General features: G+C 70.4%; 17 protein-coding genes. 10 read left to right on the forward strand and 7 right to left on the reverse strand.

Features of this window, described 5'->3' with window-relative positions; all coding sequences use genetic code 11:
* Window positions 1-6: 6 nt before the first annotated feature.
* The 9 genes from ACGTNF_RS06060 (at window position 7) to ACGTNF_RS06100 (ending at window position 6,078) form a co-directional block, all read left to right on the forward strand.
* Entirely contained in the window at window positions 7-564 is a 558-nt protein-coding gene (locus ACGTNF_RS06060) for a KdsC family phosphatase (RefSeq protein ID WP_394600919.1), read from the forward strand.
* A gap of 4 nt (window positions 565-568) precedes the next feature.
* Window positions 569-1,153, forward strand: coding sequence for an LPS export ABC transporter periplasmic protein LptC (lptC, locus tag ACGTNF_RS06065; protein ID WP_394600920.1), 585 nt, complete (start codon window positions 569-571; stop codon window positions 1,151-1,153).
* Window positions 1,150-1,677 (forward strand): lipopolysaccharide transport periplasmic protein LptA, encoded by a 528-nt coding sequence (gene lptA / locus ACGTNF_RS06070; protein ID WP_394600921.1) that lies wholly within the window; start codon window positions 1,150-1,152, stop codon window positions 1,675-1,677. Before lptC ends, lptA begins: the two co-directional genes overlap by 4 nt.
* Window positions 1,674-2,399 (forward strand): LPS export ABC transporter ATP-binding protein, encoded by a 726-nt coding sequence (gene lptB / locus ACGTNF_RS06075; protein WP_394600922.1) that lies wholly within the window; start codon window positions 1,674-1,676, stop codon window positions 2,397-2,399. Before lptA ends, lptB begins: the two co-directional genes overlap by 4 nt.
* A 157-nt stretch (window positions 2,400-2,556) precedes the next feature.
* Window positions 2,557-3,957, forward strand: coding sequence for an RNA polymerase factor sigma-54 (locus tag ACGTNF_RS06080; RefSeq protein ID WP_394600923.1), 1,401 nt, complete (start codon window positions 2,557-2,559; stop codon window positions 3,955-3,957).
* A gap of 112 nt (window positions 3,958-4,069) precedes the next feature.
* On the forward strand, window positions 4,070-4,381 hold the full coding sequence (hpf, locus tag ACGTNF_RS06085) for a ribosome hibernation-promoting factor, HPF/YfiA family (protein WP_016854429.1): 312 nt from the start codon (window positions 4,070-4,072) through the stop codon (window positions 4,379-4,381).
* 3 nt (window positions 4,382-4,384) lie between these two features.
* On the forward strand, window positions 4,385-4,870 hold the full coding sequence (locus tag ACGTNF_RS06090) for a PTS sugar transporter subunit IIA (protein WP_026068359.1): 486 nt from the start codon (window positions 4,385-4,387) through the stop codon (window positions 4,868-4,870).
* A 34-nt stretch (window positions 4,871-4,904) separates the two neighbouring features.
* Window positions 4,905-5,804 (forward strand): RNase adapter RapZ, encoded by a 900-nt coding sequence (gene rapZ / locus ACGTNF_RS06095; RefSeq protein ID WP_394600924.1) that lies wholly within the window; start codon window positions 4,905-4,907, stop codon window positions 5,802-5,804.
* 4 nt (window positions 5,805-5,808) lie between these two features.
* Complete coding sequence (locus tag ACGTNF_RS06100) at window positions 5,809-6,078, forward strand: HPr family phosphocarrier protein (protein ID WP_394600925.1); 270 nt, start codon at window positions 5,809-5,811, stop codon at window positions 6,076-6,078.
* Between the two features lie 101 nt (window positions 6,079-6,179).
* Here the strand turns inward: ACGTNF_RS06100 and pmbA are convergent, their stop codons facing one another.
* Window positions 6,180-7,520: a metalloprotease PmbA gene (pmbA, locus tag ACGTNF_RS06105; RefSeq protein WP_394600926.1), complete on the reverse strand. Its 1,341-nt coding sequence runs from the start codon at window positions 7,518-7,520 to the stop codon at window positions 6,180-6,182.
* 125 nt (window positions 7,521-7,645) lie between these two features.
* Here pmbA and yjgA point away from each other — a divergent pair, with 125 nt between their 5' ends.
* On the forward strand, window positions 7,646-8,149 hold the full coding sequence (gene yjgA, locus ACGTNF_RS06110) for a ribosome biogenesis factor YjgA (RefSeq protein WP_394600927.1): 504 nt from the start codon (window positions 7,646-7,648) through the stop codon (window positions 8,147-8,149).
* Window positions 8,150-8,421: 272 nt separating this feature from the next.
* Here yjgA and tldD read toward each other — a convergent pair whose 3' ends face one another.
* From tldD to mreC, 6 genes are read right to left on the reverse strand one after another with little or no spacing between them, the layout of a single operon-like run.
* Window positions 8,422-9,876, reverse strand: a complete 1,455-nt coding sequence (tldD, locus tag ACGTNF_RS06115) for a metalloprotease TldD (RefSeq protein ID WP_394600928.1) — start codon at window positions 9,874-9,876, stop codon at window positions 8,422-8,424.
* Complete coding sequence (locus ACGTNF_RS06120; protein WP_394600929.1) at window positions 9,873-13,736, reverse strand: YhdP family phospholipid transporter; 3,864 nt, start codon at window positions 13,734-13,736, stop codon at window positions 9,873-9,875. Before ACGTNF_RS06120 ends, tldD begins: the two co-directional genes overlap by 4 nt.
* Window positions 13,737-13,740: 4 nt before the next feature.
* Entirely contained in the window at window positions 13,741-15,204 is a 1,464-nt protein-coding gene (gene rng, locus ACGTNF_RS06125) for a ribonuclease G (protein ID WP_152479400.1), read from the reverse strand.
* A 33-nt stretch (window positions 15,205-15,237) separates the two neighbouring features.
* Window positions 15,238-15,855, reverse strand: coding sequence for a Maf family protein (locus ACGTNF_RS06130; RefSeq protein ID WP_394600930.1), 618 nt, complete (start codon window positions 15,853-15,855; stop codon window positions 15,238-15,240).
* A gap of 5 nt (window positions 15,856-15,860) precedes the next feature.
* A complete protein-coding gene (gene mreD, locus ACGTNF_RS06135) occupies window positions 15,861-16,349 on the reverse strand; it encodes a rod shape-determining protein MreD (RefSeq protein WP_016854440.1) in 489 nt (162 codons plus the stop codon).
* Entirely contained in the window at window positions 16,349-17,227 is an 879-nt protein-coding gene (mreC, locus tag ACGTNF_RS06140; protein WP_016854441.1) for a rod shape-determining protein MreC, read from the reverse strand. Before mreC ends, mreD begins: the two co-directional genes overlap by 1 nt.
* Window positions 17,228-17,305: the final 78 nt, after the last annotated feature.

The raw sequence follows: 17,305 nt of genomic DNA on the forward strand, positions 1-17,305 counted from the left end.
GATTCCATGTCCCTCGACGCCCCTCTGCAGCACCCGGATCTGGTCGAACGGCTGCGCCATGTGCGCCTGCTGGCCCTGGACGTGGATGGCGTGCTGACCGACGGCCGCCTCTACTTCGATGCCGACGGCGACAGCCTCAAGGCCTTCCACACCCTCGACGGCCACGGCCTCAAGCTGGTGCAGCGAGCCGGCATTCAGGTGGCACTGATCACCGGCCGCGACTCGCCGATGGTCACTCGCCGCGCCAGCGCGCTCGGCATCCGGCATCTCCATCAGGGCATCGAGAAGAAGCTGCCGACGCTGCGCCAGCTGTGCCGGGACCTGGCGCTGGACCTCTCCGAGGTCGCCTACTGCGGTGACGACCTGCCCGACCTGGCCCCGATCCACCAGGCCGGCGTCGGCATCAGCGTGCCCGGCGCGCCGAGCTATATCCGCCAGCACGCCGACTGGATCACCGAGCGCGAGGGCGGCCATGGCGCGGTACGCGAGATCTGCGACACCCTGCTCCGGGCCCAGGGCCGGCTGGATGCCGTGCTCGACACCTATCTGAACGGCCAGGACTGACGCCATGCGCCTCCCCCGCCCCGGCTTTCGCACCTGGCTGTTCCTGCTGCTGCTCGCCCTCGGCGGCGGCCTGGCGCTGCTCGACCAGCGCCCCGACGCACCGCCGGGCCCCGCGCCCCAGGGCGAGACGGGAGAGCCCGACTACTATCTGGAAGACGCGCACCTGACGCGCTTCGATACCCAGGGCGCGCCGCACCAGCGCCTGACCACGCCGCGCCTGGAGCACACGCCCGTCGACGACGCCACCCGACTGACCACGCCCCACGCCGAGCTCCGCGACAGCGAGGGCCGACTGTGGCTGGCCGACGCTCAGCGTGGACGCCTGGAAGACGGGCAGCGCCTGCTCACTCTCGAGGGCCAGGCGGTACTGACCGCCCCCGAGGAGCGCTGGCGGCTCGAGACCGAGCTCCTGCACTACGACAGCATCGCCGGTCACGCCTGGAGCGACACGCCGGCGCGACTCAGCCAGCCACCGCAGTGGATGCGCGGCGAGCGCTTCGACGCCTGGCTCGATGACAACCGCGCCCGACTGACCGACAATGTGCGCGGCCACCACCCGCCGGACACCCAGGAGGACCCCGAGTCATGACGCGACCCCTCGCTTCACTGCTCAGCGCGGCGCTGCTCGCCACGATGCTGGCCGCCCCCGCCGCCCTGGCACTGGAAGGCGATGCCAGCGCCCCCATCCAGGTCGAGGCCGACCGGCTGGATCTCGACGATCGCGCCGGCACCGCCGTCTACCAGGGCGACGTGCGCATCCAGCAGGGCAGCATGCAATTGACCGGCGACCGCGTGGAGATCCAGCGCAACGACGCCGGCCAGCTGACCACCGCCACCGCTACCGGCCAGCGCGCCTACCTGGAGCAGAAGCCTTCCCCGGACCAGCCGCTGGTCCGCGCCTGGGGCCGCACCGTGATCTACCACGTGGCCGAGCGGCGCATCGAGCTGGTCGACCAGGCCGAACTTCACCAGGGCGGCGACACCTTCGACGGCGGCTACCTCGAATACTTCCTCGATCGCCGGGTGGTGCAGGCGCGCTCCGATGCCCAGGGCGTCGGCGAGAGCCAGCGCGTGCGCATGACCCTCGAGCCGGAACAACAGGACGGCCCATGAAGACCCTCAGCGCCCGGAACCTGGCCAAGAGCTACAAGCGTCGCCGCGTGGTCCACGACATCAGCCTGGAGATCCAGCAGGGCCGCATCATCGGCCTGCTGGGCCCCAACGGGGCCGGCAAGACCACCTCCTTCTACATGATCGTCGGCCTGGTCCGTGCCGACGCCGGCCGTGTCGCCATCGACGACCGCGACCTCTCCGGCGCCGCCATGCACCAGCGCGCCCAGGCCGGGATCGGCTACCTGCCTCAGGAGGCCTCGATCTTCCGCAAGCTGTCGGTGGCCGACAACATCATGGCGATCCTCGAGACCCGCCGCGATCTCGACCGCAGCGGCCGCAAGGCGCGCCTGGAGGCGCTGCTGGAGGAGTTCCACATCACCCACATCCGCGACAACCTGGGCATGAGCCTGTCCGGCGGCGAACGCCGGCGGGTCGAGATCGCCCGGGCGCTGGCCACCGAACCCGACTTCATCCTGCTCGACGAGCCCTTCGCCGGCGTCGACCCCATCTCGGTGGGCGACATCAAGGGCATCATCCGCCAGCTCAAGGCGCGCGAGATCGGCGTGCTGATCACCGACCACAACGTGCGCGAGACGCTGGACATCTGCGACGGCGCCTACATCGTCGGCGACGGCCAGATCATCGCCGACGGTGACGCCGAGGAGATCCTCGCCAACCAGCGGGTGCGCGACGTCTATCTGGGCCAGGACTTCCGTCTCTGACCCCTTGGCCTTCGCAAGTCACTGATATACTAACGCCATGCACAGACGGGCATGGCGATTGCCGTTGGCACGCTAATTGCTGCGAACACGCTTGCATGGCGGACGCCCGGGCACTAGGGTGGAAGACCTCTTTACCGCAGGATCGGACCGCTCGCCCATGGCCATGAAGGCATCCCTTCAACTGCGTGTCGGCACCCAGCTGACCATGACCCCTCAGCTGCAGCAGGCCATCGGCCTGCTGCAGCTCTCGACCCTCGATCTGCGCCAGGAGATCCAGCAGGCCCTCGAGGCCAATCCCATGCTCGAGCTCGAGGACGACTTCGGCGAACAGGCCGTCAGCGAGACGCCGGACGACGACTGGTCGGACGAGATCCCGGAAGAGCTGAGCGTCGACAGCGACTGGTCCGACACCTTCCAGGACGCCGGCGGCAGCGGTGAGGCCCCCGACTTCGAACGTCAGGCCGCCGACCAGAGCCTGCAGAGCCATCTCGTCTGGCAGCTGGCGATGAGCGGTCTCGATGAGCGCGAGAGGCGCATCGCCGAGAGCCTGATCGATGCCGTGACCCCGGACGGCTATCTGGATCAGCCGCTGGACGAGCTGCGCGATGGCCTGCGCGCCCAGGCCCTCGAGGGGCTCGCCACCCGCGAGGTCGAAGCGGTGCTGCTGCGCCTGCAGCAGTTCGAGCCCACCGGGGTGTTCGCCCGCGATCTGCGCGAGTGCCTGCTGCTGCAGCTCGCCACCCTGCCCGATGACACCCCGCTGCTGCCCCAGGCCCGGCGCCTGGTGCGCCAGTTCCTGGAGGCCCTGGCCGGCAACGATCGCCGGCTGCTCAAGCGGCGCCTGGGGCTGGACGACGACACCCTCGACGAGGTCATCGCCCTGATCCGCGGCCTCGACCCACGGCCGGGCAGCGAATTCGCCAGCGGCGACAGCGACTACGTGATTCCCGACCTGATCGCCCGCCACACCCCACAGGGCTGGCGCGTCGAGCTCAACCCGGAGGCGATGCCGCGGCTGCGCATCCAGCCCGACTACGCGGCGCTGATCAAGCGCGCGGACAAGAGCGACGACAACCAATTTCTCAAGGACCACCTGCAGGAGGCGCGCTGGCTGATCAAGAGCCTGGCCAGCCGCAACGATACCCTGCTGCGGGTCGGCCACGAGGTGATGACCCGCCAGATCGAGTTCCTCGAGCGCGGCGAGGAAGCCATGAAGCCGCTGATCCTGGCCGACATCGCCCAGGCCGTGGAGATGCACGAATCGACCATCTCCCGGGTCACCACCCAGAAGTTCATCCACACGCCGCGCGGCGTCTTCGAACTCAAGTACTTCTTCTCCAGCCAGGTCGGCGACGGCGAGGACGCCCACTCCAGCACCGCGATCCGCGCCCGCATCCGCAAGCTGATCGAGGGCGAGCCGCCACGCAAGCCGCTGTCCGACAGCAAGCTGGTCACCCTGCTCGCCGAGGAGGGCATCGAGGTCGCCCGTCGCACCGTCGCCAAGTATCGCGAAGCGATGCACATCCCGTCTTCCAGCCAGCGGAAACGCCTCGGCTGAGACCCCGCCGAAGGCGATTTCCAGAGCGTGAAAACGCGTCTGTCGCGGGGGGTTTGCAAGGCACCAAAAAGGGTTACAATCGAGTCACCACCCAAGGAGCAAGGAGCGTGTCATGCAAGTCAACCTCACCGGCCATCACGTGGAATTGACCGAGCCCCTGCGTGACTACGTGCAGGAGAAGCTCTCCCGCCTGGAACGTCACTACGACAACATCACCACCGTTCAGGTCACGCTCTCCGTCGAAAAAGAACGCCAGCAGGCCGCCTGCACGCTGCACGCCGCCGGTGCCGATCTGCACGCCGAAGCGATGGATGCCGACATGTACGCCGCCATCGACGCCCTTGCCGACAAGCTGGACCGCCAGCTCGTCAAGCACAAGGAAAAGACCCAGGCCCGCGCCCAGGGCGCCGCAAGCGTCCGCTGAGCCATGTCTCTTGAAACCATCCTTCCCCCCGAGCGCACCCTCTTCGGCGTGCCCGGGGGGAGCAAGAAACGAGTGCTGGAATTCTTCAGCACCTTCATTGCCCAGAACATTCCGAGTCTCGACAGCCAGGAAGTCTTCAGCCGGCTGATCGGGCGCGAACGGCTGGGCAGCACCGGCATCGGGCACGGGGTCGCCATTCCCCATTCCCGCAACCCGCACTGCAAGGCGCCCATCGCCGGCTTTCTCAAGCTCGCCGAACCGGTCGACTTCGATGCCATCGACGGCGAACCCGTCGACCTGGTGTTCGTGCTGCTGGTTCCCGAGGAAGCTGACGACGCCCATCTCGCCCTGCTCGGCCAGGTGGCCAGCGTGATGAACGACGCCGAGACCCGCAGCGCCCTGCGCCGGGCCGGCAGCCAGCGCGAGCTTCACGACAGCCTCCTCGACGCCATCCGACGACAGGCACCGGCCGCCAGCGGTCGCGGCTGAGCGCCGCCGCCTCGACCAGGAGACCCGACCCGTCATGCAGCTCGTCATCATCAGCGGACGCTCCGGCTCCGGCAAGTCGATCGCCCTGCAGGCCCTCGAGGACCTCGGCTTCTACGCCATCGACAACCTGCCGGCTATGCTGCTTGGCCCGCTGGTCGACGAGCTGCGCAGCGGTCAGTCCCTGCGCAGCGCCGTGGCGGTCAGCATCGACGCCCGCAACCTGCCCCACGCCCTGGAGCGCTTCCCGGCGCTGCTCGATGACGTCCGCTCCCGCGACATCCAGTGCCAGGTGATCTATCTGACCACCGACGCACGCATTCTGCTGGAGCGCTATTCCGCCACCCGGCGCCGCCACCCCCTGACCCGAGACACCGAGATGACGCTGGCCGAGGCGATCGACCGCGAGGAAGACGCCCTGGCGGAGATCCGCGACCTCGCCGACCTGCTGATCGACACCTCGCGACTCTCGGTGCACGACCTGCGCGGCCGCATCACCGACCAGGTGGCCGGCCATCGCCGCGAAGGGCTGACACTGACCCTCGAGTCCTTCGGCTTCAAGCGCGGCGTGCCGCTCGACGCCGATATCGTGTTCGACGTCCGCTGCCTGCCCAACCCCTACTGGGACCCTCAGCTACGCGAGGCGACCGGCCGCGACGACAGCGTGATCGCCTTCCTCGAGAGCTATCCGGTGGTCGACGAGATGGCCGCCGACATCCTGGCCTGGGTCGAACGCTGGCTGCCCCGCTACCGGGCCAGCCAGCGCAGCTACCTGACCGTGGCAATCGGCTGCACCGGCGGTCAGCATCGCTCCACCTACCTGGCCGAGCGGCTGTCCCGGCGCCTCGCCGAGACCCACGCCGGCGTTCGCCTGCGTCACCGCGAGCTCGGCCTGCAACTCACGCTCCCCGCCCCGAACGACGCCAAGGACCGCTAGTCACGTGCCCAGCCGCAAGCTCACCCTGACCAACAAGCGCGGCCTGCACGCCCGCGCCGCCACCCGCCTGGTGCAGTGCTGCCAGCCCTTCGCCTCACGGGTCCTCGTCTGCCACGGCGACCAGCAGGCCGATGCCGCCAACATCATGGCGCTGCTGATGCTGGCCGCCCCCTGCGGCACCGAGCTGACCCTGGAGGCCGACGGCGACGACAGCGAGGCGGTGCTGGACGCGCTGGAAGCCCTTTTCGAGGCCCGCTTCGACGAAGAGACCTGACGCGATACGCCATAGATCAACGACCGAGCCTCGAACACAAAAAAGCCCGCGATTATCTCGCGGGCTTATTTCATGTCCGGAGTGTCGTTACCGGGGCCGGCTCAGCTGCCGGCCACGGTCATCTCGTCGATCAGCCAGCTGCCGGTGTGGACGCTGCCGCGGGTGTCGATGTCGTCGCCGACGCCGACCAGCCCCTGGAACATCGTCGCCAGGTTGCCGGCGATGGTGAATTCCTCCACCGGATGCTGGATGCGGCCGTTCTCGACCCAGAAGCCCGCGGCGCCGCGGGAGTAGTCACCGGTGACGCCGTTGACGCCCTGGCCCATCAGCTCGGTGACCAGCACGCCGCGATCCATGCGCGCGAGCAGGGCCTCCTGGGACTCGAGCGGCGCGGTGAGGCGCAGGTTGCGGGCGCCGCCGGCGTTGCCGGTGGTCTCCATGCCCAGCCGCCGCGCGCTGTAGGCGGACAGCATGTAGCTGGCCAGCCGCCCCTGGTCGATGAAGACGTTGTCGCGGGTCGCCACGCCATCGCCGTCGAAGGCGCTGCTGGCCATGCCGCGCATCAGTCGCGGTTTCTCCTGCAGCGAGAACCACTCGGGGAAGAGCGCGTCGCCGAGGCGGTCGCACAGGAAGGAGGACTGGCGATAGAGGGCGCCGCCGGCGATGGCGCCGAGGAAGCTGCCGACCAGCCCCGACGCCAGGCTTGGATCGAACAGCACCGGCATCCGCCCGGTGGCCGGGCGCTGGCCGCCGAGCCGGCGCAGGGTGCGCCGGGCGGCGCTCTCGCCCACCGCTTCGGGGGCCAGCAGCTCACGAGGATCGCGGGCGCTGGTGTAGTCGTAGTCGCGCTGCATGCCGTGCTCGTCCTCGGCGATCAGCATGCAGGACAGCGAATGGCGGCTGCCGCGCTGACTGCCCAGGAAGCCGTGACTGTTGGCATAGACGCGCACGCCCTCGCCGCTGGACAGCCCCGCGCCGTCGGAGCTCTTGATGCCCGCCTGACCGCGGCCGGCATTCTCGCAGGCCAGCGCCAGCTCGACCGCCTCCTCGGTGGACAGCGCCCAGGGGTGATGGACGTCGAGGTCCGGCAGTTCCCGGGCCATCAGCTCGGCCGGGGCGAGCCCCGAGGCCGGATCCTCGCCGGTATAGCGGGCGATGGCCATGGCCTTCTCGACCACGTCCCGGATCGACGCCTCCGAGGCATCGGTGGACGAGGCACTGCCCTTGCGTTGGCCGACATAGACGGTCACCGCGATGCCCTGATCGCGGGACAGCTCGACGGTCTCGACCTCGCCCTCGCGCACGTTGACACCCACGCCCTGGTCGACGCTGGCGCCCACCTCGCAGGCATCGGCGCCGAGCCGGCGGGCCAGCGCCAGGGCCGCCTCGGCGCGGGTTTCCAGCAGCGACTGCTGGGCGACGGCATCGAAAGCCTGTGTCATCGTCTTGACTCCTCACTCGACCGGCCACGCGGCCGATACACAACATGGTCGTTTGGCCAGCCCGACGCGGCGGGCTGGTATACTGGGCCGATGCCTAACGCCCCTCTCATGAATCAGGACGCCGCATGACCCAGGATGATTTCTCTCCGGCCGACGAACGGCCCAGCAAGTCGCAGCTCAAGCGCGAGATGCATGCCCTCCAGGCGCTCGGCGAACGGCTGATCGCCATGCGCGAGGCCGACCGCGACCGCTTCCCGCTGTCCGACGACCTGCTGGCGGCCATCGAGGAAACCGGCCGCATCCGCGCCCGCGAGGCCCGCCGCCGGCACATGCAGTACGTCGGCAAGCTGATGCGCCGCGAGGACCTCGAGGGCATCCAGGCGGTGTTCGACGAAATGGACCGCGAGCAGCTGCGCCGCGACCACGCCTTCCATCGCCTGGAGCAGTGGCGCGACCGCCTCATCGAGGACGACGACGCCCTCGAGGCCTTCATCGCCGACTACCCCGACGTCGACCGCCAGGCCCTGCGCCAGCTGATCCGCAACGCCCGCCGCGAACGCGATCAGGGCAAGCCGCCGACCAACGCCCGCCGGCTGTTCAAGCTGATCCGCGACACCGCCGAGCTGTAAGACACCTCAACAAGCTCCAGACGCTATCTCTCTGCCGACCAGCCAGGGATGGGCTTTCCCGGCGACAAGGCTCCGCGAGGCGCTGTGAACCCATCCCTGGGCGCTACTTTTGCCCTTCGGCGCTCTCGCATCCTGCTTCGCTTGCAGGACCGGTGCTGGCCATCCATGGCCAACCCGTTCGGCGAGAATCGCCTCACCCATGGCAAAAACCCTCGCTTCACCTTGTCCCCGGCGCCCATCCCCATCAGTTCCGTTCCGCAGCGACTTCCGTGCTAGGACTGGGTGCCGCCGACGGTCAGCTCGTCCAGCTTCAGCGTCGGCTGACCGACGCCCACCGGCACGCCCTGCCCTTCCTTGCCGCACACGCCGATGCCGGTATCCAGCTCCAGGTCGTGGCCGATCATCGACACGCGGCCCATGGCCTCCGGGCCGTTGCCGATCAGGGTCGCGCCCTTGACCGGCGCGGTGATGCGGCCGTCCTCGATCAGATAGGCCTCGCTGGCCGAGAACACGAACTTGCCCGAGGTGATGTCCACCTGGCCGCCGCCGAAGCTCACGGCATAAATGCCGCGGGAGACGCTCTTGATGATGTCGGCGGGATCGTCCTGGCCGGCGCGCATGTAGGTATTGGTCATGCGCGGCATCGGCATGTGGGCGAAGGACTCGCGGCGGGCGTTGCCGGTGGGCGCCATGCCCATCAGCCGGGCGTTGAGCTTGTCCTGCATGTAGCCGGTGAGGATGCCGTCCTCGATCAGCGTGGTGCACTGGGTCGCCGTGCCCTCGTCGTCGACGGACAGCGAACCGCGGCGGTCGGCCAGGGTGCCGTCATCGACCACGGTCACCCCGGGCGCGGCCACGCGCTCGCCCATGCGGCCGGCGAAGGCCGAGCTGCCCTTGCGATTGAAGTCGCCTTCGAGGCCATGACCCACCGCCTCGTGAAGCAGGATGCCCGGCCAGCCGGCGCCCAGCACCACCGGCATCTGGCCGGCCGGGGCATCCACGGCGTCGAGATTGACCAGCGCCTGACGCACCGCCTCCTTGGCGAAGCGCTCGGCGACGTTCTCGTCGCGCAGGCGGGACATCGGATAGCGGCCACCGCCTCCGGCGCTGCCGCGCTCGCGGCGGCCGTCGCGCACCGCGATCACGCTGACGTTGAAGCGCACCAGCGGCCGCACGTCGGCGGCCAGGGTCCCGTCGCTGGCACGCACCAGCACCACCTCGTAGACGCCGGTCAGCGAGGCGCTGACCTGGCTCACCGATGGGTCGGCGGCCCGGGCCACGCGATCGGCCTCCTTGAGCATGGCGACCTTCTCGTCGGCGGAGAGTCCGGCCAGCGGATCGATGCCGGCGTAGCGGGCGGCCGGCGCGGTCACCACGCGCGAGGCGGCGTCCACCTTCCGGCCGCTGCGCACGATGCCGGCGGCGGTGCGGCCGGTCTCGGCCAGGGCTTCCATGGAGATCTGGTTGGAGTAGGCGAAGCCGGTCTTCTCGCCGGCCAGGGAACGCACGCCGACGCCGCCGTCGATGTTGTAGCTGGCCTCCTTGACCTCACCGTCCTCCAGCACCCAGCCCTCATGCCAGCTGCGCTGGAAGTACAGATCGGCGTAGTCGATGCCGGCGCCCATGGCGTGGCCGAGACCGGTGTCCAGGGCATCGAGATCGAGCCCGCCGGGGGTCAGCAGCGCCTCGGCGGCCTGGTCGAGCAGGGGTTGCGTGTGTGATGTCATTCGGCACTTTCCAGAGCGATGCGCGGCGAGGTCCAGGGCCCCTCCACGCGATAGTGAATTCGGGTCACGCGGTCGAGGGCGTCGCCGAACAGCTTGTCGGCGATGAAAAGCGCCCCTCCGACCACCGGCGCCCCGGCGATCACCGCCGCCAGAGGCAGGTTGTTGCTCACCGGCAGTGTGATGCCCAGACGCTGGTCGAGTTCCCGCCGCGCCAGGTCGACGCTGCCGTCGAGGGTGAAGCGGGTGGCCGGACCATCGATCTCGACCGGACCGCGGGTCTCCAGCACTCCACCATACAGGGTCGCATCGCCGCTGACACGATCGAAGGCGGTGCCCTGCCCGGTGAGGTCGGAGAAGTCCAGGGTCAGACGGCGCAGCAGGTTGTCCACGTTGAGCAGGCCGACCAGCCGCGCCGAGGGCGACTCCAGGTTGACGAAGCGACCGTCACGCAGCGCCACCGCCAGGTTGCCCCGGGAGCGCGCCAGGGCGAATTGCCAGGGGGCACCGGGCCAGGCCAGCTGACCGTCGATCTGGGTGTCGGCGTTGCGGATCGCCACCGGCTGGCCGAGGGCCTCCAGGGCGCTGCCCAGATCGCGGCCGTCCACGTCCAGCCGCGCCCGGGTCAGGCTGGCCTCGGGGCCGGCGGCCTCCCAGGTCAGGCTGCCACGGGCATCGATCTCGCCCAGCGTCAGCGCCAGCGGATCGATCACCAGGCGGTCCGGCGCGGCCCGCCACTGGGCGTTCAGCGGGCCGAGCGGCCGACCCTGATAGCTCAGCTCGTCGACGCTCAGCCGGCCCGCCGGCAGCGCGCCGAGGGAGGCCGGCATGGCGGCCGGCGTAGGCGGCACCTCGAGCTCCTGGAGCAGACGGCCACCGCCTCCCTCCAAGACCGGTGTCGACTCGGCCGGCAGCAGGCCATCGAGGCGCAGCCGCGCCAGCGACACGTCGAGCGGCTGGGCAAGGTCCGGCCGATAGGCCAGGCGGCCGGTCAGCAGGCTGCCGTCCAGCGCCAGCTCCCAGCCGCGGGCCAGCGGCTGGCCCTCGACGATCATCGAGCCGAGGCAGCGCTGCTCGACGCTCAGGCAATCGGTATCCAGCATCAGATGGGCGATGGGGCTGCGGCCCGAGCCGCCGGCGGAACCCTCGAGCGCCCCGCCGGACAGAGGCGCCAGGGCGCTGCCCCAGGCCCGGGCTTCGAAACGCGGCAGATAGGCCTGCAGCGTCCAGCCGGGCTCGCCGGGCCAGGTCGCGGGCGCCTCCCGCCCGAGCCAGGCCTGCCCCTGACCGCCACGCCCGGGGCGCCAGCGCCAGCCGAGGCTCGTGCCCAGGCGGCCCGACCAGGGCCCGGACTCGGCCAGGGCGAAGGTCAGGCGCAGGGCCCGCGGCGTGTCGGCCGCCTTGCCCAGCGGCGCCGGCAGGTCGATGGACAGACCACGCAGCTCGCTCGACAGGTTCAGGGTCGGCGTGTCGGCATCGAGATCGACGCTGCCGCGCCAGGCCAGCGGGCCGGCGAGCACGTCGTCGATGCCGGCCGGCGCGCCCAGCTCGGTGAGTGCCTCGGGTCGGGCGGTGCCCGACAGCGCGACACGCCCCTCGCCGGTGGCCAGTTCGGCGTCGACCGGCCCGCCCAGCAGCCGCCCGCTCAGGCGGCCGTCGAGAGCCCCCGACTCACCGCGCTGATGCCAGGCCAGCGGCCCCGTGATGTCGTGGAAGACCAGCCCGCTGGCCGAATGGGTCAGGCGCGTCAGATCGGCGTCGCCGGCGATGTCGAGACGCAGCGAGTCGGCATCGTCGAGCGCCATCTCGAGGTCGAGATCGGCCTCGACGCCTCCCTCGCCCTGCCAGTCGGCGACCGCCTCGATGCCGTCCACGGGCATCGCGGCGAGGTAACGCGCCAGCGCCGGCGCGTCGGCGACGAGCGGCCCGCTGACCGACAGTCGATCGTCCTCGAGGCGCACCTCGGCCTCACGGGTACGGATGCCCAGGCTCTCGGCGGTGTCCACCTCGGCCTCGAGGGTCTCGCCGCGCAGGCGCAGGCGGCCGGCCACGCCATCCAGCGCCGGCCAGCCGTCGGCGAACGGCAGCCGTCCCTCCTCGATGTCGAGATCCAGATCCAGCGTCGGCTCGATGGAGGAAAGCCCGGTCTGCTCGTCGCGCAGCGGCACGTGCAGGCGCAGCGCGCCCGCGGGCACCCGTCCGGCCAGCCCGGCGGACAGCCAGTCGGCGAGCGCCGGGGCTTCCTCGCGCAGCAGCACCATCGGCAGCCAGTCGACCAGCGGCCGAGAGCGGGCGTCCACGTCGCGAAAATCCAGCGCGAGGCCGAAGCCGCCGCGGCCGGGCCCCCCGGTGGCCAGGCCGAACTCGCCGCTCACCTCGGCGCCCCGCCAGCCCGCCGAGAGCTGCCGTCCGCTGACAAAGCCGCGCTCGCCGTCGTAGCGCCAGCTCACCTCGCCGCTGGCATGGTCGAGCGTCATCGGCGCCTCGAAGACCTCGGGGAAAGCCAGTTCCGTGCCCTCGCCGCCGACGAAGCGCACGCTGCCGTGATTGCCGTCGGCCTCCAGCCACAGCGCCAGCGGACCGCCGCCCGGGGCCTTTTCCCAGGGCGCCACGCTCACCCCGCTGGCACTGACCCGGGCCCGCCAGGTGCCGTCTCTCAGGCCGGCGCCGAGGGCATCGACGCGCCCGCGCGGGGCCAGCGTGGCCACGCCGCGGTCCAGCGCCTCCGGCAGCGGCAGATGCGAGCGCCAGGCGGCCAGGGCCTCGAGATCGAAGGGGCCGGTGGTGAGCCACCAGTCGCTGTCGTTGCCCCGCAGGTACCAGTCCCGCGGCAGGGGGCGCGACGCGGCCGAGGCCTCGGGGCCGGCGGTCTGATCGGCATCGGCCTGTACCCAGGCCTGCCAGTCCTCCGCACCGGCCGCGCGTCGCCACTGGCCGCGCAGCATGGCGTTCTCCAGCACGATGTCCGGCGCCGCGGCCGCGTCATCGTCCGGCCGGCTCAATGCCAGGCGTGGCGAGGTGACGTCGAGGCGCGCATCGGCCAGGCGCCCATGGGTCCAGCGCCCCCATAGTCGTGCCTCGCCCCTCAGGTCATCGAAGTCCGGCAGCGCCTCGACGCCGAACAGCGACGACAGCCCGGTGAGGCTGTCGAGACTCATGTCGGCCTGCAGGGCCGCGCCGAAGTCGTCGAGCCCCTCGCCCGGCACCAGCTCCATGACCACTCTCGCGGCCTCTCCCGACCGGCCGCGCAGCCGTACCCGCCCCTCCAGATGCGTGCGCCGGGCGTCGCCGACCATCAGCAGACGCGGCGCCTCCAGCACCGCCTCGCGCTCGCGGCCGTGGAGCACCAGCGCGATGTTCTCGGCCCAGGCGCGCTGGCGCAGCAGCACCCCGACCCAGAAGTCCAGGCGATCGAGGTCGAATTGGCCGTCGGGCATCAGTTCGGGGGGCACATCGGCCGGCTCCGGCCAGCGCCAGCGACCGTCCTCGGCCTGGTAGAGGTGCAGGGTGATGTCGGACAGCCGTGCATCGGCCACCACCGGCATGCCGTCGCGCAGGCTGGCGCCGGCATCGAGCCGCAGGCGGGCGTCGCCGAGCTCGAGCAAGGGGCGGTCGCCGCGGGCCGCACGCAGCGAGAGCCCTCGCAGCTCGAGCTCGGGATCGAGGCCGACCAGTCCGCCGTCGAGGGTGTCCAGATGCACCGCGGCATCGAAGCGCGCCGAGAGCAGCGCTTCGAGGCGGGGCGTCAGCTGGTCGACCTGGCCGAGCAGCAGGCGCAGCACCAGGGTGAGCAGCGCCACCAGGGTGAGCGCCGCCGCCAGCAGCGTCAGGGTCCAGCGAATGGCCAGGCGGGTCCTCGACATGGGCTCACATCAGCACGATGTCGTACTGCTCCTGGGAGTAGTGGGCCTCGACCTGGAAGCGGATGGTCTTGCCGATGAACTCCTCCAGATCGGCGACGGCCGCGGACTCCTCGTCGAGCAGGCGATCGACCACCGGCTGCGAGGCCAGCACCGTGTAGGTCTCGGCGCTGTAGGCCCGCTCCTCGCGCAGGATCTCGCGGAAGATCTCGTAGCACACCGATTCCGGCGTCTTGAGGGTGCCGCGACCATGGCAGGACGGGCAGGCCTCGCACAGGGTCTGCTCGAGGCTCTCGCGGGTGCGCTTGCGCGTCACCTGGACCAGCCCCAGCTCGGTGACGCCGGTGCACTTGGTCTTGGCGTGATCGCGCTCGAGCGACTTCTCCAGCACGCGGAGCACCTGGCGCTGATGCTCGGGCTCCTCCATGTCGATGAAGTCGATGATGATGATGCCGCCCAGGTTGCGCAGCCGCAGCTGGCGGGCGATGGCGGTGGCGGCCTCGAGGTTGGTCTTGAAGATGGTTTCCTCGAGATTGCGATGCCCCACGAAGCCGCCGGTGTTGACGTCGATGGTGGTCATCGCCTCGGTGGGATCGATCACCAGGTAGCCGCCGGACTTGAGCTGCACCTTGCGCCCCAGCGCCTTCTGGATCTCGTCCTCGACGCTGAACAGATCGAAGATCGGCCGCTCGCCGGCGTAGTGCTCGATGCGCTCCACCGCCGAGGGCATGAACTCCTCGGCGAACTCCAGCAGCTTGACGTGGTTCTCGCGGGAGTCGATCCGCACCTTCTCGATGTCGTCCCGCATCACGTCGCGCAGGGTGCGCATGAACAGCGGCAGGTCGTCATAGATGACGCTGGGGGCCGAGGCCGTGATCTTGCGCTCGCTGACCCTGCGCCACAGGCGCAGCAGGAAGTGCATGTCGCCGGCCATTTCCTCCTGCGTGACGCCCTCGGCGGCGGTGCGCACGATGAAGCCCCCGGTCACCTCCAGGGTCTGCTCCGCCTGGGCGGCCTCGACCAGCTCGCGCAGCCGCTCGCGCTCGCGCTCGTCCTCGATGCGCTGGGAGACGCCGTTGTGCGGAGAGTCCGGCATGTAGACCAGGTAGCGCGACGGCACCGAGAGATGCGTGGTCAGGCGTGCGCCCTTGGAACCGATCGGATCCTTGGTGGCCTGCACCACCAGCGACTGCCCCTCGTGGAGCAGGTGACCGATGGAGACCTGCTCGTCGGCCGGCGTCCCCGACGGCATCACCTCGTGGGCATGAATGAAGGCCGCCCGATCGAGGCCGATGTCGACGAAGGCGGCTTGCATGCCCGGCAGCACCCGGACCACCTTGCCCTTGTAGATGTTGCCGACGATGCCGCGGCGCCGGGCCCGCTCGATGAAGGCTTCCTGGAGCACGCCGTTCTCCACCACGGCGACCCGGGTCTCCATCGGGGTCAGGTTGATCAGTACTTCACCGCTCATGCGGAAATCCTTGTCCAGAGGAAACTCGAGGCATTATGACATAGCGCGGTTCCACAGCGGCACGCCCTGTCGGGCCAGCAATTCGGCGGTCTCGAACAGCGGCAGGCCGACCACCGCGGAATGGCTGCCCTCCAGGCGCGACACGAACAGCGCCGCCCGCCCCTGGATGGCGTAGCCACCGGCCTTGTCGACGGGCTCGCCGGTCGCCCAGTAGGCGGCGATCTCGGCGTCGGTGATCTCGCGCAGCCAGACGCGCGTCGTCACGCAGGTGCTCAGCAGCCCCGCCGGGCCGGTCACGGCCACCGCGGTCAGCACCCGATGGGATCGCCCGGACAGCGAGCGCAGCATGGCGGCGGCGTGCTCGCGGTCCCGCGGCTTGCCGAGGATGGCGTCGTCACACACCACCGCGGTGTCGGAGCCGAGCGTCGGCAGCGCGCTGCCCACCGCCCCGGCCCGGGCCTTCTCCTCGGCCAGGCGCCGGACATAGGCCTCGGGCGCCTCGTCGGGCCGCGGCGTCTCGTCGAGATCGACCGGCCGCACCTCGGCCGTCACGCCGACGCCGGCCAGCAGCTCGCGTCGGCGCGGCGAGGCCGACGCCAGCCGGATCAGCGGCGGCTCGGGGGCATCGGTGGTGGCATCGGGCATCGCCATGCGGCTCACTCCTCGCTGCCGCGGCGCCGGAAGGCGCGGAACAGCGTGGTCAGCCAGGGCCACAGCAGCGCCCCGATCACCGAGGGCAGCAGGAAGGAAAGATGGATCGCGAAGGGCCCCAACAGGGTGCGCAGCCACTGCTCCACCAGCTGCACCGTCCCCAGCAGCACCAGGATCAGCACCGCCTGCTGCAGCAGCGAATAGGCGCGGAAGCGCGGATAGACCAGGGCGCACAGGAAGGCCAGCAGCGACAGCAACAGCGCGTTCTGCCCCAGCGGCGCGCCCTGGATCAGATCGAGCAGGATGCCCAGCACGAAGCCGTGGAAGACCCCGACCTTCTGCGGCGCCTTCATGCACCAGTAGATCAGCATCAGCCCCAGCCAGTCCGGGCGCCAGATCTGCCAGCCATCGGCCAGCGGCAGCACCTGCAGGCACAGCGCCAGCAGCAGGGTCAGCCAGATCCAGGGCAGGCTCGCCGTCGCGCGTGCGGCCATTATTCGTCCTCCTCGGCGGGGCCGATCATCTCCACCGCCGCCTCGACGGCCGCCGGATCGAGCGCCACCGTCCAGCCGCCGCGACCCGGCGCCTCGGGAGGCTCGGGCGGGAACAGCAGCAGGAAGTGGCGGGCACGCTGCAGCTGGGCCACCGGGCGGGCCTTCACCTGGGCGAAGGGCTCGCCGGGATCGTGGACCACCGAGGTGACCCGCGCCACCGGATAGCCGGGCGGGAAGCGGCCGGCCAGTCCCGAGGTCATCAGCAGGTCGCCCTCGCGGATATCCGCGGTGTCCGGCACATGCAACACGCCGAGGGCGTCGTACTGGCCGGTGCCCTGGAGAATGAAGCGCAGATTGTTGCGGTTGACCTGAATCGGCAGCGAGTGGCTGGCATCGGACACCATCAGCACCCGGCTGGCATAGGCCGACACCGAGGTCACCTGCCCCACCAGCCCGGCGGCATCCATCACCGGCTGGCCGACGAAGACGCCGTCACGCTGCCCGCGGTCGATGACCATGCGGTGGCTGAAGGGATCCGGGTCGAGCGACAACAGCTCGGTGGTGATGAAGGGAATGTCATGCTCGCGGGTGGCATCCAGCAGCTCGCGCAACCGCACGTTCTCGGCGGTCAGGCTGGCCATGCGCTGGACGCGATGCGAGAGGGTCAGGATCTGCTCGCGCAGCTGGCGGTTCTCGTCGAGCAGCTCACGCTGGTCGGAAAACGCCAGCGACGCCCAGTTGAGGGCGTCGCTGGGCAGGCTGACCAGCCACTGGATCGGCGCCACCAGCGTCGACAGCTGGGCCCGCACGGGCTCCATGCGCGTGAAACGCAGATCGGCAAACATCAGGGCCACGGCGAGGAGCACGCACAGCAGCATGCGATATCCCGGCACCGAGCCGTGCGAGAACAGCGGTTTGATGGCGTCCTCTCCCTATTCTCCTTGACGGCGTCGGGC

It is taken from the genome of Halomonas sp. B23F22_10 (assembly GCF_043496975.1).
Classification (GTDB): Bacteria; Pseudomonadota; Gammaproteobacteria; order Pseudomonadales; family Halomonadaceae; genus Halomonas; species Halomonas smyrnensis.

Coding starts and splice junctions, on each gene's coding strand:
- ACGTNF_RS06080 (WP_394600923.1), top strand. CDS start 2,557: ATGGCCATGAAGGCATCCCTTCAACTGCGTGTCGGCACCCAGCTGACC.
- lptA (WP_394600921.1), top strand. CDS start 1,150: ATGACGCGACCCCTCGCTTCACTGCTCAGCGCGGCGCTGCTCGCCACG.
- rapZ (WP_394600924.1), top strand. CDS start 4,905: ATGCAGCTCGTCATCATCAGCGGACGCTCCGGCTCCGGCAAGTCGATC.
- hpf (WP_016854429.1), top strand. CDS start 4,070: ATGCAAGTCAACCTCACCGGCCATCACGTGGAATTGACCGAGCCCCTG.
- yjgA (WP_394600927.1), top strand. CDS start 7,646: ATGACCCAGGATGATTTCTCTCCGGCCGACGAACGGCCCAGCAAGTCG.
- tldD (WP_394600928.1), bottom strand. CDS start 9,876: ATGACATCACACACGCAACCCCTGCTCGACCAGGCCGCCGAGGCGCTG.
- lptC (WP_394600920.1), top strand. CDS start 569: ATGCGCCTCCCCCGCCCCGGCTTTCGCACCTGGCTGTTCCTGCTGCTG.
- lptB (WP_394600922.1), top strand. CDS start 1,674: ATGAAGACCCTCAGCGCCCGGAACCTGGCCAAGAGCTACAAGCGTCGC.
- ACGTNF_RS06130 (WP_394600930.1), bottom strand. CDS start 15,855: ATGGCGATGCCCGATGCCACCACCGATGCCCCCGAGCCGCCGCTGATC.
- mreD (WP_016854440.1), bottom strand. CDS start 16,349: ATGGCCGCACGCGCGACGGCGAGCCTGCCCTGGATCTGGCTGACCCTG.
- rng (WP_152479400.1), bottom strand. CDS start 15,204: ATGAGCGGTGAAGTACTGATCAACCTGACCCCGATGGAGACCCGGGTC.
- ACGTNF_RS06090 (WP_026068359.1), top strand. CDS start 4,385: ATGTCTCTTGAAACCATCCTTCCCCCCGAGCGCACCCTCTTCGGCGTG.
- pmbA (WP_394600926.1), bottom strand. CDS start 7,520: ATGACACAGGCTTTCGATGCCGTCGCCCAGCAGTCGCTGCTGGAAACC.
- mreC (WP_016854441.1), bottom strand. CDS start 17,227: ATGCTGCTGTGCGTGCTCCTCGCCGTGGCCCTGATGTTTGCCGATCTG.
- ACGTNF_RS06120 (WP_394600929.1), bottom strand. CDS start 13,736: ATGTCGAGGACCCGCCTGGCCATTCGCTGGACCCTGACGCTGCTGGCG.
- ACGTNF_RS06060 (WP_394600919.1), top strand. CDS start 7: ATGTCCCTCGACGCCCCTCTGCAGCACCCGGATCTGGTCGAACGGCTG.